This window comes from Prevotella sp. AM42-24 (assembly GCF_003461825.1).
GTDB lineage: Bacteria > Bacteroidota > Bacteroidia > Bacteroidales > Bacteroidaceae > Prevotella > Prevotella hominis.
The window spans coordinates 68031-84089 of the sequence record NZ_QTXV01000008.1; the positions used below are offsets into that span (position 1 = coordinate 68031).

Here is a 16059-nt window from a genome sequence, read left to right on the forward strand (position 1 = left end):
CAATTTATAAAATAACTTTCGCCGCTATGATTTCAATGATGGCAATGAATGCCGGCGAGGCTTCGGCACAGGGCAAGGCTTCAAAGACTCATACAGAAACATTCCCAGTAGTGGCTGCCCAGAAGGGAGACAAGGCCTTCACACTGGAAGACCTGAACTTCGGAGGCAACAACTACCGCAACATGGTAGCGAAAAACCGCTGGTGCACCTGGTGGGGCGATGAACTCGTAAGACAGGACATCAACGCCTGCTATCTCGTCAACAAGGCGACGGGCAAGGAGACCAAGCTCTTCAGCATCGACCAGATCAACCAGTGGATAGCACCTACCAAGGATATCAAGGTAAGAGCTCTTTACAATGCACAGTTCCCATTCGCAGGCAAAAGCATCGTAATGGTGAGCAACGGCAGCAAGCTGTTCACCATCGACTTCAAGAAGCACAAGCTCATCAGCGAAATGGAATATGCTGAAGGCGAAAGCCTGCTGGAAGCCAATGCCCAGCAGAATGCATTTGCCTATCTCAAGGGCAGCAACCTGTACGTGCGCACCTTCGACGTGGCCAACTACAATGCCATGACCAAGGACAAGAAATCGCACGATTTCCAGATTTCTACCGACGGAAGCCGCGAAATCGTATATGGACAGAGCGTTCACCGCGATGAATTCGGCATCTCAAAGGGCACATTCTGGAGCCCGAACGGAGAGAAGTTAGCATTCTACCGCATGGATCAGAGCATGGTGACCGACTATCCGCAGGTGGACATCCCGGAAATCGGATTCGACCATCCAGAGACTCAGAGCTGCATCGCCACTCCGGCACCAGACAAATATCCGATGGCAGGAGAGACCTCACACAAGGTGACCGTAGGCGTATTCGACTGCCTCACCGGAAAGACCATCTATCTGAAAGCTGGCGACCCTACAGACCGCTACTTCACCAATATCGCATGGAGCCCGGACGAAAAGACCATCTATATGTTTGAGTTGAACCGCGACCAGAACGACTGCCGCCTGACTGCCTACAGCGCAGAGACGGGTGAGAAGACTGGCGAACTGTACCGCGAGACCGACGAGAAATACGTAGAGCCATGCCACCCTATCCAGTTCCTGCCTTGGGACAGCAGCAGCTTCATCATGCAGAGCCGCAAGGATGGCTACAACCACCTCTACCTCTGCACCTTAGGCAAGCACGGCAGCCGCATGGCAAGCAACACAGAGTCGCTCGAAATCAAGCAGCTGACAAGCGGCAAGTGGGAAGTGATGGACGTGCTCGGCTTCAATGCCAAGACCAAGAGCATCATCATCGCCAGCAACGAGTGCTCACCTATCCAGCGCAACATCTTCAGCGTGAATACCAAGACCGGCAAGCGAAAGATGATAGACGACTGCGGCAAGGGATGGCACAACGCTACGCTGAGCCAGAACGGAGAGTACATCTACGACAACTACTCCACTCCTACTCTGCCTCGCAAGATAGCTATCGTAAATACTGCCAACGGCAAGCGCACGGCTTACTTCACTGCCGAAAGCCCTTGGAAGGGATACAACGTGCCAGAGTACAGTTGCGGCTCCATCAAGGCCAACGACGGCGAGACAGACCTCTACTACCGCATGGTGAAGCCAGTGAACTTCGACCCTAACAAGAAGTATTCTACTATAATATATGTATATGGTGGTCCTCACGCCCACAATGTGGATGCCCGCTGGAACTACTCCAGCCGCGGATGGGAAACCTACATGGCAGAGAAGGGATACCTGCTCTTCATCCTCGACAACAGAGGCAGCGAGAACCGTGGCAAGGCTTTCGAGCAGGCTACATTCCGCCAGTTGGGACAGGTGGAAATGCAAGACCAGATGCAGGGCGTGGAATATCTGAAGACCCTGCCATACGTGGATGCCGACAGAATCGGAGTACACGGATGGAGCTTCGGCGGATTCATGACCATCTCGCTGATGACCCACTATCCAGAGGTATTCAAGGTAGGCGTGGCAGGTGGCCCAGTCATCGACTGGCACTGGTACGAGGTAATGTATGGCGAGCGCTATATGGATACTCCTCAGACCAACCCTGAGGGCTACAAGAAGACCTCTCTGCTCTATCAGGCCAAGAATCTGAAAGGCAAGCTGCAGATCATCCAGGGCCTCAACGACGTAACAGTAGTGCCTCAGCATTGTCTCACCTTCCTGAAGGCCTGCATCGCAGCCGGCACTCAGCCAGACTTCTTCGTCTATCCAGGTGAGCCTCACAATATGCGCGGACACCAGAGCACTCACCTGCATGAGCGCATCAGCAACTATTTCTTCGATTATCTCAAGTAAATACTTAGGAGTAAGCTCCCCGAGAAAGAGGAGTTTACTCCTACATCAATAACAAACAATAACTTACAGCAAATGAAAATTTTATTGTTAGGAGGCGGTGGCCGTGAGCACGCCTTAGCATGGAAAATCGCTCAGAGCGAGAAAGTGGAGAAACTCTTTATCGCTCCAGGTAATGCCGGTACACAGAATGTCGGCGAGAACGTAGATATCAAGGCTGACGACTTCGAAGCTCTCAAAAACTTCGCAGTAGAAAATGCAGTCGATATGGTAATCGTTGGTCCGGAAGACCCATTGGTAAAGGGTGTTTACGACGACTTCAAGAACGATCCTCGCACCCACAATATCCCAGTGATCGGACCATCCAAGGCAGGTGCCGTACTGGAAGGCAGCAAGGACTTCGCCAAGCAGTTTATGAAGCGCCACAACATCCCGACAGCCCAATACGAAACCTTCGACGGCGAGCACGTAGAGGAAGGCTTGAAGTTCCTGGAGACCCTGAAAGCTCCTTACGTACTGAAGGCCGACGGTCTGTGCGCTGGCAAGGGCGTACTTATCCTCCCTACTCTCGAAGAGGCCAAGAAGGAGTTCAAGGAGATGCTCGGAGGTATGTTCGGCAATGCTTCTGCCCGCGTGGTAATCGAGGAATTCCTGAGCGGTATCGAGTGCTCAGTATTCGTACTTACCGATGGCAAGAACTACAAGATTCTGCCAGAAGCTAAGGACTACAAGCGCATCGGCGAGCACGATACCGGTCTGAACACAGGCGGTATGGGCAGCGTAACCCCAGTACCTTTCGCTACCAAGGAGTGGATGCAGAAGGTGGAAGACCGCATCATCCGTCCTACCGTAGAGGGTCTGGCAGAGGAGAATATCGACTATAAGGGCTTCATCTTCTTCGGTCTGATCAATGTAGAGGGCGAGCCTATGGTCATCGAGTATAACTGCCGTATGGGCGACCCTGAGACCGAGAGCGTAATGCTCCGACTGAAGAGCGACATCGTGGACCTCTTTGAGGGAGTAGCTGCAGGCGACCTCGACCAGAGAGCCATCGAGTTTGACGAGCGTGCAGCAGTCTGCGTGATGCTCGTGAGCGGCGGCTATCCTGAGGCATACAAGAAGGGATACCCTATCGAAGGCATCGACCAGGTAGAAGGCTCTGTAGTATTCCATTCCGGTACAGCCATGAAAGACGGTCAGGTGGTAACCAACGGCGGTCGAGTAATCTGCGTAAGCAGCTATGGCAAGGACAAGGAGGAGGCTTTGAAGAAGAGCTTCGCAGAGGCTCAGAAGATTCAGTTCACCGACAAGTACTTCCGCTCTGATATCGGTAAGGACCTTTAGTTTTTAATGTAAAATTAGAAATTTTAACAATTTAGCACTTAGCATTTGACATTTAACATTGATATAGATGTTAAGAAAGAAAAGATTACAAAACAAGATAGCGGCAAGCCGCTTCTCATTACCTGTCACTGCAACCCTTGCCGCTCTGGTTTGGGTTGCAGTAGGCTTTATAATGGATAACATCTGGGCACAGTTCGCCTTTACCATCATCTCTACCCTGCTCATGGTAGAGTTGAATAATCGCAATTCACTCATGCGCACCTATAGCCGCATGGTATCTTGCAGTTTTCTGGTGCTCATCACCATGGCCAGCCTGCCCAATCCATCGATGAAAGCCAGCATCGTGACCATGTGCTTCATCGCCTTCACGCTGATCATCTGGAACTGTTATCAGGACCGTCATGCAGCGGGATGGGCTTTCTATGCCTATTTTTGCATCGGTCTGGCTTCTCTGGTGTTCATACAGGTCTTCTACTATCTGCCGATACTCTGGCTCTGCATGATATTCTTCTCCAACTGTTTCAGCGCCCGCACATTCTTAGCTTCGCTGATAGGAGTAATAGCTCCCTACTGGTTTGTATCCGGCTATTTCGCCTATACAGACAATCTTCAGGCACTTTCCGACCACTTTACGGCTATCATCGATTATCAGAAACTGTTCGATTACTCCCAGATCACCCTTCATCAGCTCATCAATTACGGTTTTATTGTCATTCTGGGTCTTCTCGGAACCATTCATTTCATCCATTCAAGCTATGCCGATAAGATACGCACACGCATGATCTACGATTCATTCATCACGCTGAGCATTGTGACTTGGGTATTCATGATACTTCAGCCCCAGCACGAGAACGAACTTTGCGGCATCATGATAGCCAACACGGCTCCACTTATCGCCCATTTTATCACCTTTACCAAAGGAAAGATTACCAATATTGCTTTCATCGCCATTATCTTGATCACGATGTTTATCACGTTGTTCAACATCTTCGTGCCTCCTGTAGCATTGCTGCAATAAAGCAGAAAAGGATAAGCAAAAGATGAAAGAGCGATGTCAATATCAGTAATGTCAGTTTTAAAAAGTAAATAAAGTGCATTTGATTATAGGATTATTAGTAGAATGGGGATATTGGGGAATGCTCTTGGCAGCATTTCTGGCAGGCAGTTTCTTTCCATTCAGCAGCGAGGCTGTAATGGCAGGCCTACAGGCAGCCGGACTCGAGCCCGTGCCACTCATCATCTACGGAAGCATCGGAAACGTACTCGGCTCTATGTTCAACTATGGATTCGGAAGGATGGGAAAGATGGAATGGATAGAAAAATATCTCCACGTGAAGAAAGAAAGTCTCGACAAAGCGGAGCGATTCATGGCAGGTCGCGGAGCATGGATGGGATTCTTCGCCTTTCTGCCGCTACTAGGAAGCGCCATCACGATCGTACTCGGACTCACAAGAGCCAACCTCCCCATCTCTATCTTCAGCATAACAATCGGTAAAGTATTGAGATATGTGCTGCTTGTATATGGGCTGAGCTTTATCTTCTGAATAAAACGCTTCTGAGTAGAAAACAAATGATTCAACAAGAGAAATAAAGCAAAAGCGAACTATAAAGAAGAACAGAAAGTCTAATCGAGTATAAAGGAGCAAAAGTCCAACCAAAGAAATGACAGAAAGTCTTATTTAAAAAACTTTACAACATTAAAATTAAACAATAAGAGAAGATAAAATGAAAAGATTCCTACACCTTATTATATTAAGCAGCTGCATGATAACAGGATGCATCTGCATGCTGGCAAGCTGCAAGAATGGCAATAGCTACAACAATGGAAAGGATGGATTAGATCCTAACAAGCCTACCGTAACTGTAACTATAGAACCATTCAGATATTTCGTGGAACAAATAGCTGGCAACGATGTGAATGTCAACGTGATGGTGCCTGCCGGAAGCAGTCCAGAGACTTACGAGCCTACCCCACAACAAATGGTTGACCTCTCGCAAAGCGTATTCTATTTTAAAGTAGGACAGATAGGATTTGAAAAAACTTGGATGAAGAAACTGCAACAGAATGCACCCAATATGAAAGTGATAGACACATCCGCAGGTATCAGAATGCTCAAAACGCAGAGCGGAAATATAGATCCACACACCTGGATGAGCATCAAAAGTGCTGATATCATCACTTCCAACATCGCCAAAGCCCTGATGGACAAATATCCTGAAAAGGCTGAGGAATACAAGAAAAGGTTGAGGGATTTCAGAAAGAACAAATTGGATAAACTGCAGAACGAGATAGACAAGTATCTGACCACCATCAAGGGAGAGAAACAGAAAAGTTTCGTTATCTACCATCCTACCCTAACCTACTTCGCCAAGGAAAACGGACTGAAGCAGTATGCGATAGAAGAAGAAGGAAGGGAACCAAGCATTACGCAGTTGAAAGGACTTATACAGCGTGCAAAGAGCGAAGGCATCAATATCATCTTCGTACAAAAAGAATTCTCAAACCGAAATATTAAGGTATTCATCGATGCTACCCATTCGAAAGCCGTGGAAATCAATCCGCTAAGCTACGACTGGGAGGGACAGATGCTCCTGATTACAAAAGAAATAGCCCAATCGGGAAAGAAATAAGTGCTATTGTTAAAAAGGAAAATATGTCAAAACCAATCATTCAAATCGAACATGTATCTGCAGAATACGACGGAAAGCAGGTGCTCAAGGATATCAATCTGACCGTCTATCAGGACGATTATCTTGGCATCATCGGTCCCAATGGCGGTGGCAAGACCACACTTATGCGCCTCATTTTGGGACTGAAGAAGCCAACCGAGGGAAGTATTCATTTCTGCAGCGAGGGAAAAGAAATATCAATGGGATATCTCCCACAATATAACGACTTAGACAAGCAATTTCCTATCTCTGTATATGAGGTAGTTCTCTCAGGACTGAGCAAAAGCCTCTTTGCCAGATATACCAAGCAACACCACCAACAAGTGGCAGAAACCTTGGAAAGAATGCAGATATCCGACTTAAAAGACAGGCACATAGGAGCTTTGAGCGGCGGACAACTCCAGCGCGTACTTCTGGCACGTGCCATCGTTTCCAAGCCAAATGTCGTCATTCTCGACGAGCCGAATACCTACATCGACCGGAGATTTCAAAAGCAGATGTACGAAATGCTGGAACAGATCAACAAGGAATGTGCCATCATCATCGTAAGTCACGACATAGCGGAGGTTCTCAATAATGTAAAACACGTGGCCTGCGTAAACCACAACCTGCACTATCATGACACGACAGATATGCCAAAAGAAAAACTGGAGGAACATTTCCTGAAGGTTTAGAAAGAATACTGATGATGCTCATTACTCTTTGCTACATACATTGTAGCATTGAGAATTAGCAAAATTTAGGAGCGAAGGCTGGTAAAGAACAGAAAATGTATAATATAATCTAAAAAACGCAACTCGCCAACAATTATATCTTTTCTTTTTATTACCTTTGCAAAGTTATATAGAAATAAAGTTATATAGAAATATAAAACATTAAAGTTTATAAACCATAATGAAACAGTACAGATTAGTGGACAATATTTTTGGATGGGTCGCATTTGTCATTGCAGCCTTCGTATATTGTTCCACAATTGAACCGACAGCCAGTTTTTGGGACTGTCCTGAGTTTATCACTACTGCTTACAAGCAAGAAATCGGTCACCCTCCTGGGGCACCATTCTTCATGCTTTTAGGCAATTTCTTCACACATTTCGCCAGCGATGCCACACAGGTAGCCAAGATGGTGAACACGATGAGCGCACTCCTGAGTGCCGTTTGTATCCTGTTCCTCTTCTGGACTATCACACATCTGGCACGTAAACTCATCATCAGTGACTGGAAAGAGATGACCACCAGCAAACTGATTGCCATCGAAGCTTCAGGTATGGTGGGCGCACTCATCTACACCTTCAGCGATACCTTCTGGTTTTCTGCAGTAGAGGGTGAGGTCTATGCGTTCTCATCTGCATTCACAGCTGTAGTATTCTGGCTGATACTGAAGTGGGAAGACCATGCCGACGAACCTCACAGCGATCGCTGGCTTGTACTCATCGCCTATATGACAGGTCTGAGTATCGGTGTGCACCTGCTCAACCTGCTCTGTATCCCGGCCATCGTACTCGTATATTATTATAAAAAGGTGCCACATGCCAATCTCAAGGGTTCTCTGCTCGCATTGATTCTCTCTTTTGCAGTAGTTGTAGCAGTACTCTATGGAGTAGTACCTGGTATCATCACTGTAGGCGGCTGGTTTGAGTTGTTCTTCGTCAACGTACTCGGTTGCCCATTCAATACAGGAGAAATCGTTTATATCATCTGCCTCGTGGCTGCCGTTATCTGGGGCATCTACGAAACATACAATGCAACAGACAAGAACGTAAAGCGACAGAACATCGCCTTCATTCTGGGCTTCGGCATGCTCGGCATCCCATTCTACGGATACGGATGGAGCGCCGTAATCTGTGGTGTGATAGTAATGGCTATCCTCTGGTTTATACTGGGATACAAGCGCAAGCAAGAAGTAACAACAGGCGTGGACGAGACAACGGGCATCACTAAGAAAAAGATGCAACTCTTGCCTATCGTTTCTGCGCGCATCAAAAACACCGCTCTGCTCTGCATGCTGATGCTAATGATCGGCTATTCCAGCTATGCACTCATCGTAATCCGTTCTTCTGCCAACCCTCCTATGGATCAGAACTCTCCTGAGGATATCTTTACCTTAGGTAGCTACCTGAGCCGCGACCAGTATGGCGACCGTCCGCTGTTCTATGGACAGGCATACACATCGCAGGTGGCACTCCAGGTGGAAGGCGACATGTGCAAACCTGAGATGAAGGAAGGCGCACCGGTATATCAGCGCAAGGAAAAAGCAACTGCAGACGAGAAGGACTCATACTTCATCGTAAGCCATAAGAACAAATACCAGTACGCTCAGAATATGTTCTTCCCTCGTATGTATGACGCAGCACATGCACAGGCTTACGAGGACTGGATGGGTGGCGTAGATGGCACAGAAGTGCCTTACGACAGATGCGGTGAAAACATCATGGTGAAGGTACCTTCACAGGTGGACAACATCCGCTTCTTCCTCTCCTACCAGTGCAACTTTATGTACTGGCGTTACTTCATGTGGAACTTCGCTGGTCGCCAGAACGACATCCAGGGCAACGGAGAACCTGAGCACGGAAACTGGATAACCGGTTTTTCATTCATTGACGACTCGCTATACGGTGATCAGAGTAAACTTCCAGATGACCTGAAGAACAACAAGGGGCACAACGTATTCTACTGCATGCCTCTGATACTCGGTCTCATCGGTCTCTTCTGGCAAGCATGGTACACACGCAAGCGCAAGGTAATCAAGAACGGAAAGGAAGTAGAAGAAATCCTTCCTATCGGTATCCAGCAGTTCTGGGTAGTGTTCTTCCTGTTCTTCATGACTGGTCTTGCCATCGTCATCTACCTGAACCAGACCCCAATGCAGCCACGTGAGCGCGACTACGCATACGCAGGATCATTCTACGCATACGCCATCTGGTGTGGTCTGGGTGTACTCGCCATCATCGACCTCCTGAAAAAGAAGGCGAAGTTGAGTGGTACCGCCATCTCTGCCATCGTAGCCGTCATCACTCTGCTCGTGCCAATACAAATGGCTTCCCAGACATGGGATGACCACGACCGCAGCAACCGCTATACTTGCCGTGATTTCGGACAGAACTATCTGATGTCACTCCAGGAAAAGGGAAATCCTATCATCTTCACTAACGGAGATAACGATACCTTCCCACTCTGGTACAATCAGGAAGTAGAAGGCGTAGGTACAGATGCACGCGTTTGTAACCTGAGCTACTTGCAGACCGACTGGTACATCGACCAGATGAAGCGCCCTGCCTACGACTCTCCATCAGTGCCAATCACATGGCCAAGACTTGATTTCTGTTCTGGAACCAATGAGTACGTAACTGTAGAACCAGGAGCAAAGCAGCAGATTCTCGAATTCTATAAGCAGAATCCAGAAGCAGCCAAGAAACAGTTTGGCGATGAACCGTTCGAACTAAAGAATGTGCTGAAATATTGGGTAAGAAGCAAGAATCCAGACCTGCACATTATTCCAACAGATACCCTCTACGTGACTATCGACAAGGAGGCTGTAAAGAAGAGTGGCATGATGATGGCTTCTGATACAATACCAGACAAGATGGTTATCTCTCTCGCAGGAAAGACCGCACTCTACAAGGGCGACCTGATGATGCTGGAAATGATAGCTCAATGCAACTGGGTACGCCCTATCTACGTAGCACTGACTGTAGGTGAGGACAACTACATGAATCTGGGTGACAACTTCGTACAGGAGGGTCTCGTAAACCGTATTACTCCTTTCACCACCAACAAACCAGGTGCTAAGAATTTCGATACAGAGAAGGCTTATCATAACATCATGACCCGTTTCAAGTTCGGCAATCTGAAACAGAAAGGACTCTACATCGACGAGACAACTATGCGTATGTGCTATACACACCGTCGCCTGCTCGCCCAGACAGCCCTCCAGTTGCTTTCAGAGCATAAGAACAAGAAGGCTATCGACATTCTGAAGAAAGCTGATGTTGAGATACCAGACTATAATGTGCCAATCGATTACATGAGTGGTGGTCTTGATATGGCTCGTGGATGGATTCTCGCTGGGCAGAAGCAGAAGGCAGCTGAATACGTAGGCAAGGTTTGGAAAACTGCCAGCCAGTATCTGAGCTACTATCTGTCACTCGATGCCAACCGTTTCGCTCAGGCACAGAACGACTGCATACGTCAGATCATGATTATGCAGAGCACCTGCGAGGTAGCAAGCATGGTAGATCAGAAGACTGCCAAGAAGTATGAAGACCAACTCAACAAGCTCTATACTTTGTATCACGGCAGAGGAGGTCAGATGCCAAATGCAGGAAATTAAGAGAAACTTTTACTAAGGAGAAACTTTCTAATAAAGAAAGCCATTAGGAAAATTCAACTGGGATTTTCATGGGAATCCTAAACAAGGTTTCCCTATAAAGAGAGTTATTAAAAGAATTCTCTTGGCAAGATTCCAGAAAATTTCCAGTAAATGTATCTCCATATATAGAATAACATGATAGGGCGGTCTGAAAACTGCCCTATCATGTTATACTGATAATTATAAAGGCACTGTTCCAAAAACTGCAGGCATAAATCAAGTATTTTAACTCTATAAATTTACTAAAAGGCTCCAAACTCACAAGTAATAGAGCCTATTAGTTTTAAAAGGCTCTAATTAAGAGGTTTCTCAAGGGAAAAGAGTCTATAAGCAAAAGGCTCCCATCAAGAGGATTTCTTTAGAGCATAGAGCCAATAAGTTTTATCAATTCATAAAAATAGGAATCAAATGTTCATAGAGCAACCAGCAAAATGGCTCCGATGGCTTTATCCGAAGGCAATCTGGAGAATGGACAAAAAAGAACATTCCGTTTATCTGACCTTTGACGATGGTCCGATACCAGAATCCACACCCATCATTCTCGAAATTTTGAGGAAATACAATGTGAAAGCAACTTTTTTCATGGTAGGAGAAAACGTACTGCGCCATCACGATTTGTACAATCAGATAGTAGAAGAAGGACACCAGGTGGGAAATCACACATTCAATCACATCGGAGCTTTCAAACACCGTGTCATCTCCTATGTGCTGAATACCAACAAAGCAAACGAATTGATTCACGCCCACTTGTTCAGACCTCCACATGGATGGATGAGACCAAGCGAATACTGGTGGCTGCACCGCACCTACAAGGTAATCATGTGGGATCTGGTGACACGAGACTATTCTAAATGGCTCACTGCTGAAGATGTGGTAAACAACGTGAAAAGATATGCCAGAAACGGCAGTATTATCACCTTCCACGACTCACTGAAAAGTATAGAAAAACTGAAAACAGCCTTGCCTCAATCCATCGAATGGCTAAGAGAACAAGGCTATGAATTTAAGACTTTTGAATAAGAAACAATGAAAAGAATAAATAGTTACAAGGCCGTAGCTTCTTTTGTGAGGGCTTTCTTCGAGGCGTACGCACGCGGTATTATCGACGCAACCGTAGGTGGAGATGACTTCAAGAAAAAGAATGATCCGAAAGAAATCAAACAGCTGATGCTCGACCACTATGGAGAGGTTAATCAATATTTCTTCGATGTTATGTTCTCTACACTTGTTCGTCTCAACTATAAGACAGCAGAGGAAGCTAACGAACGTATGAAGAAAAATTTCGAAGGAATGAAGGCAGCCGATCCCACCTTTGAGCCAAGCATGCTCGACTACCTACGTATCGCCTGCAAGAGTCCACAACTATACAAAGCAATGGAAAGTGAATATAAGCGCAATTTTACCTGGCTCTTACAAGGTAAATTCACTACTCTCGAAGAGCATGTGCGCGACTACACCCATGGCATCCTCATCAGCCTCGCTGACGAACCAATGGCCATCCATCTGCTGGTACGCATCATCGTAAAGGCATACGCTGCAGGATTGAAATGCGGTAGCAAGGAAGGCGAACAACATCAACTCCACATGCCTACCCTGCATGGAATGCTTCTCAACAATGTGAACATTCTGCTCAATGAAACTCCGCTCACAAGCAGTACGGAAGACCCAGTAGCACTCTTCAAGGAAGCCTGTAAGAATGAAGAGGAGAACATCAACGTATTATTTAATACGCTGAATGATGCCATGAAGGAACTGGCAGAAGAGTAAAATCTTACAAAAGAAAAAAGAAAGAAAAACATACCTAGGAAAAGAAAAATAGAGATAGAGAGCCCAAAAAGACCAAAGGAAGAAAAAATAATAAGAAGACAGAAAAGGAAATAATAAAAAAGAAGAGGCCATACGGTAAATTACGGTATGACCTCTTCTTTTTTTATCTAAACATCAGATAGATACAGATTACTGCATATCGTAAACTACCTGCATTAATTTCTTACCAAGTTCATCAGCCTCCTCCATGGTGGAAGCCTCGCTATATACACGGATGATAGGTTCAGTATTACTCTTACGCAAGTGAACCCACTTATCAGGGAAATCGAGCTTTACGCCATCAATATCAGTTACAGTAACATCCTTCTCCTGACCATACAGTTCCTTCACCTTCACCAAGATGGCATCCACATCGGTAGAAGGAGTCAAGTCGATACGGTTCTTTGCGATAAAATAGTTAGGGAAGGAAGCACGAAGTTCACTAACCTTGCATCCCTTATGAGCCAGACTACTCAGGAAAAGAGCAATACCAACAAGGGCATCACGACCATAGTGACTCTCTGGATAGATAACACCTCCATTGCCTTCGCCACCAATTACAGCGTTGACATCCTTCATCTTGGTAGTAACATTCACCTCACCTACTGCCGCAGCTGTATATTTGCCACCATGCTTCTCCGTTACATCGCGAAGCGCACGAGTAGAAGATAGGTTGCTAACTGTATTGCCAGGAGTATTGCTCAACACATAATCTGCAACGCTTACCAAGGTATATTCCTCGCCAAACATCTTGCCATCCTCACAGATGAAAGCCAGTCGGTCAACATCAGGATCCACAACGATACCCATATTGTATCCACCCTTCTTCAATTCATCCATGATACCACCAAGGTTCTTCTCTAATGGCTCAGGATTGTGAGCAAAGTCGCCATTCGCAACCCCATTCAAAAAGGTATATTCTACACCAAGAGCATCCAGCAATTCAGGAAGTATAATACCACCTACTGAGTTGATAGAATCTACACAAACCTTGAAATGAGCCTTCTTAATAGCCTCTACGTCCACAAGTTTCAGAGCAAGTACAGAATCAATGTGACGCTTGTTGTAAGAATTGTCTTCAGTATATTTTCCAAGATGATCTACATCGGCATATTCAAAATCTTCCTTCTCAGCAATACTCAACACCTCATTACCATTAGCAGCAGTCAAGAACTCACCCTTCTCGTTAAGAAGCTTAAGAGCATTCCACTGACGCGGATTATGAGAAGCGGTGATGATGATACCACCGGCTGCACCACTCATAGTAACAGCAAGTTCGGTAGTAGGAGTAGTAGCCAAACCGATGTTAAGCACATCGTAGCCCATGCCCATCAAAGTACCACAAACTACATTCTTTACCATCTCTCCTGAGATACGCGCATCACGTCCTACCACGATTGTATTACTCTTAGAAGCACCACTACGACGAATGAAAGTAGCGTAAGCAGAAGTAAATTTCACGATATCGAGCGGATTCAACGTATCGCCTGCTGGTCCGCCAATAGTACCACGGATACCAGAGATTGACTTAATTAATGTCATAAAACACCTTATTTAATATTTTTATCGTTTACTATAGAAAATAAAGATGCAGAAAGGCCTTAACGACCCTTCTGCAATGTCATATCATAAAAATAGGCATTCACATTAGCTGATGCCTGAGTAGAACCGTAAGTATGAGGAATCAGAAGACGCACATGAGCAATTTTCTCGCCCTCAGCATTTCCACGACCTATCTTTACCCAACTGAATGGAATAAGCCACCCGGAAGGAATAGTACTGCTATAACTACCAGTATAAGAACTGTAATTATAAGCCAAGCCAAAAACGCTCTTCTTAGGTTCAACAAGCATGCCTGTAAATGTACCGGAAGTATTCGTTACCTTCAATTTATCAATATAGTATGAATACGCTGGAAGATTATTGCTCAGACAAAGAGACTCATCTGATATATTGGCACGCGTATTGACATTATACTCATCAAAACGTACCAAAACTTCCTCTGATTTACCTTGCAGTATATAGTCACCGCAGCCCTGCTCTACTACTTGCATATAGATACCATTACTCTCAAAGAGAACATATTCGTTCTTTTCTGCAGAGGTATCAGTCAAAACAATAGCAGGATTTGTCTTCTTAGCTTCCCAGCGCTCCTTGAATTGCTTCTCGTTTATCACCGTAATTTTTTCATTACGGAGGAAAGCATTGATAGAATCACGCTCTCTATTTCGCTGATCTGCGTATGTCTCTGAATCGTTACATGCCGCCATCGAAAAGAGGGCAGCAAAGGCTATTACTATAAATAAAAATTTCTTCATTACCTAAATTATATTCATTTTAGCGACAAAGATACAAAAAAGATAACAGACTACCGAGAGATAATAGGTGATTTTATTATTATTTATCACTTATTACCATCCAAACGATAGTCTTTATCCAATACTTAACATAATTATCGCTATTATTGCAACAAATGAGCATAGGCCTCTATTGCCTTGCATGCTATCTGTTCTGCCTCTTCTATCGTAGTCATCAACTTACCGCCTGAGGCATTAAGGTGACCTCCGCCATTGAAAAACTTGGCAGCAACCTCATTACAAGGAAAATCGTCTACCGAACGAAGACTCACGAGCACGCGGTTCTTTACCTCTGTGTCTTCGCGCAAAGATATCGAGAATTTAAGGCCACGAATACGCAGCGGTTCATTAACCAATCCTTCCAAATCGCCTTTTATGAAATGATATTGCTCCATCTCCTTGCGAGTAACACAATAATAAGAGGCATGTAAATTTTCAAAAACACGCAGTTTCTTATCCATGATATGCCCGCGGAAACGGATAGAATTGGTAGAATAATTATTGAAAACCTTACGGTAAATTTTGTCCTTATCTATGTTCTTGGTTAGCAGTTCACTGATAATAAGATAGATAACGGGTTCATTAGAATTATAGACAAAACCTCCAGTGTCTGTCATCATGCCACAGTAAATGCATGTAGCCCATCGGCTATCCATCTGAGTAAAACCATCAAGTTGCCAAACGATTCTGAATATCAATTCACTCGTACTACTCATATGAGGATGAGAAATAAGTAAATCTACAGACATAAAAGGATCCAGATGATGGTCTATCATCACTTTCTTACCCTGATAAGATGTAAGAACTGGTTCCATCTCATCAAGACGGCTGGCACCATTGAAATCTAAACAGAAAACCAGATCTGCATTAGTAAAGGCTGCTTTAACTGCTTCCGGTTGCTTATCATAGCGAATAATTTCTTCTGTTCCAGGAAGCCAACTTATGGCATCTGGTATCATATCTGGTACACAGATTGTGGAATTCTTGCCCAAGGACTGCAAATAATAAAACCAGCCCAAGGAAGAACCTATCGCATCACCATCAGGTGACTTATGACAACATATTACTATACGATGAGAAGCCGCTATCATCTCTCGAAGGGTAGCGGCTTCTTGTTCTTTTAATATATTTATCTCCATGAAAGAAATATATTTACTGAAAAAGATTAGGATAAACGAATTTATCTTATCACAAGTACT

12 protein-coding genes are annotated in these 16059 nt (G+C 45.2%); 9 read left to right on the top strand and 3 right to left on the bottom strand.

All coding sequences use genetic code 11. From position 1 onward, the window contains the following. The first annotated feature begins 26 nt into the window (after positions 1–26). The 9 genes from DW917_RS04575 to DW917_RS04615 all read left to right on the top strand — a co-directional run bounded on the left by DW917_RS04575 (position 27) and on the right by DW917_RS04615 (position 12464). Positions 27–2318: a DPP IV N-terminal domain-containing protein gene (locus DW917_RS04575; protein ID WP_233524631.1), complete on the top strand. Its 2292-nt coding sequence runs from the start codon at positions 27–29 to the stop codon at positions 2316–2318. A 72-nt stretch (positions 2319–2390) separates the two neighbouring features. After that, positions 2391–3659, top strand: a complete 1269-nt coding sequence (gene purD, locus DW917_RS04580) for a phosphoribosylamine--glycine ligase (RefSeq protein WP_118116887.1) — start codon at positions 2391–2393, stop codon at positions 3657–3659. A gap of 67 nt (positions 3660–3726) precedes the next feature. Then, positions 3727–4677, top strand: coding sequence for a hypothetical protein (locus DW917_RS04585; protein ID WP_118116888.1), 951 nt, complete (start codon positions 3727–3729; stop codon positions 4675–4677). A gap of 118 nt (positions 4678–4795) precedes the next feature. Next, entirely contained in the window at positions 4796–5203 is a 408-nt protein-coding gene (locus DW917_RS04590) for a VTT domain-containing protein (protein WP_187349080.1), read from the top strand. 181 nt (positions 5204–5384) lie between these two features. Beyond that, a complete protein-coding gene (locus tag DW917_RS04595; RefSeq protein WP_118116889.1) occupies positions 5385–6290 on the top strand; it encodes a metal ABC transporter solute-binding protein, Zn/Mn family in 906 nt (301 codons plus the stop codon). 23 nt (positions 6291–6313) lie between these two features. Beyond that, positions 6314–7003, top strand: a complete 690-nt coding sequence (locus DW917_RS04600) for a metal ABC transporter ATP-binding protein (RefSeq protein ID WP_118116890.1) — start codon at positions 6314–6316, stop codon at positions 7001–7003. 220 nt (positions 7004–7223) lie between these two features. Next, positions 7224–10658: a DUF2723 domain-containing protein gene (locus tag DW917_RS04605; protein WP_118116891.1), complete on the top strand. Its 3435-nt coding sequence runs from the start codon at positions 7224–7226 to the stop codon at positions 10656–10658. 447 nt (positions 10659–11105) lie between these two features. Beyond that, entirely contained in the window at positions 11106–11717 is a 612-nt protein-coding gene (locus DW917_RS04610; RefSeq protein ID WP_022109951.1) for a polysaccharide deacetylase family protein, read from the top strand. A 6-nt stretch (positions 11718–11723) separates the two neighbouring features. Beyond that, complete coding sequence (locus DW917_RS04615) at positions 11724–12464, top strand: hypothetical protein (protein WP_118116892.1); 741 nt, start codon at positions 11724–11726, stop codon at positions 12462–12464. A 189-nt stretch (positions 12465–12653) separates the two neighbouring features. Here the strand turns inward: DW917_RS04615 and glmM are convergent, their stop codons facing one another. The 3 genes from glmM to DW917_RS04630 form a co-directional block, all read right to left on the bottom strand. Further along, complete coding sequence (gene glmM / locus DW917_RS04620; RefSeq protein WP_118116893.1) at positions 12654–14045, bottom strand: phosphoglucosamine mutase; 1392 nt, start codon at positions 14043–14045, stop codon at positions 12654–12656. Positions 14046–14104: 59 nt separating this feature from the next. Beyond that, the gene (locus DW917_RS04625) at positions 14105–14821 is read right to left on the bottom strand and encodes a DUF4827 domain-containing protein (protein ID WP_118116894.1); all 717 of its coding nucleotides are present in this window, start codon (positions 14819–14821) and stop codon (positions 14105–14107) included. Positions 14822–14964: 143 nt separating this feature from the next. Next, positions 14965–15999: a bifunctional oligoribonuclease/PAP phosphatase NrnA gene (locus DW917_RS04630; protein WP_118116895.1), complete on the bottom strand. Its 1035-nt coding sequence runs from the start codon at positions 15997–15999 to the stop codon at positions 14965–14967. Positions 16000–16059 lie beyond the last annotated feature (60 nt).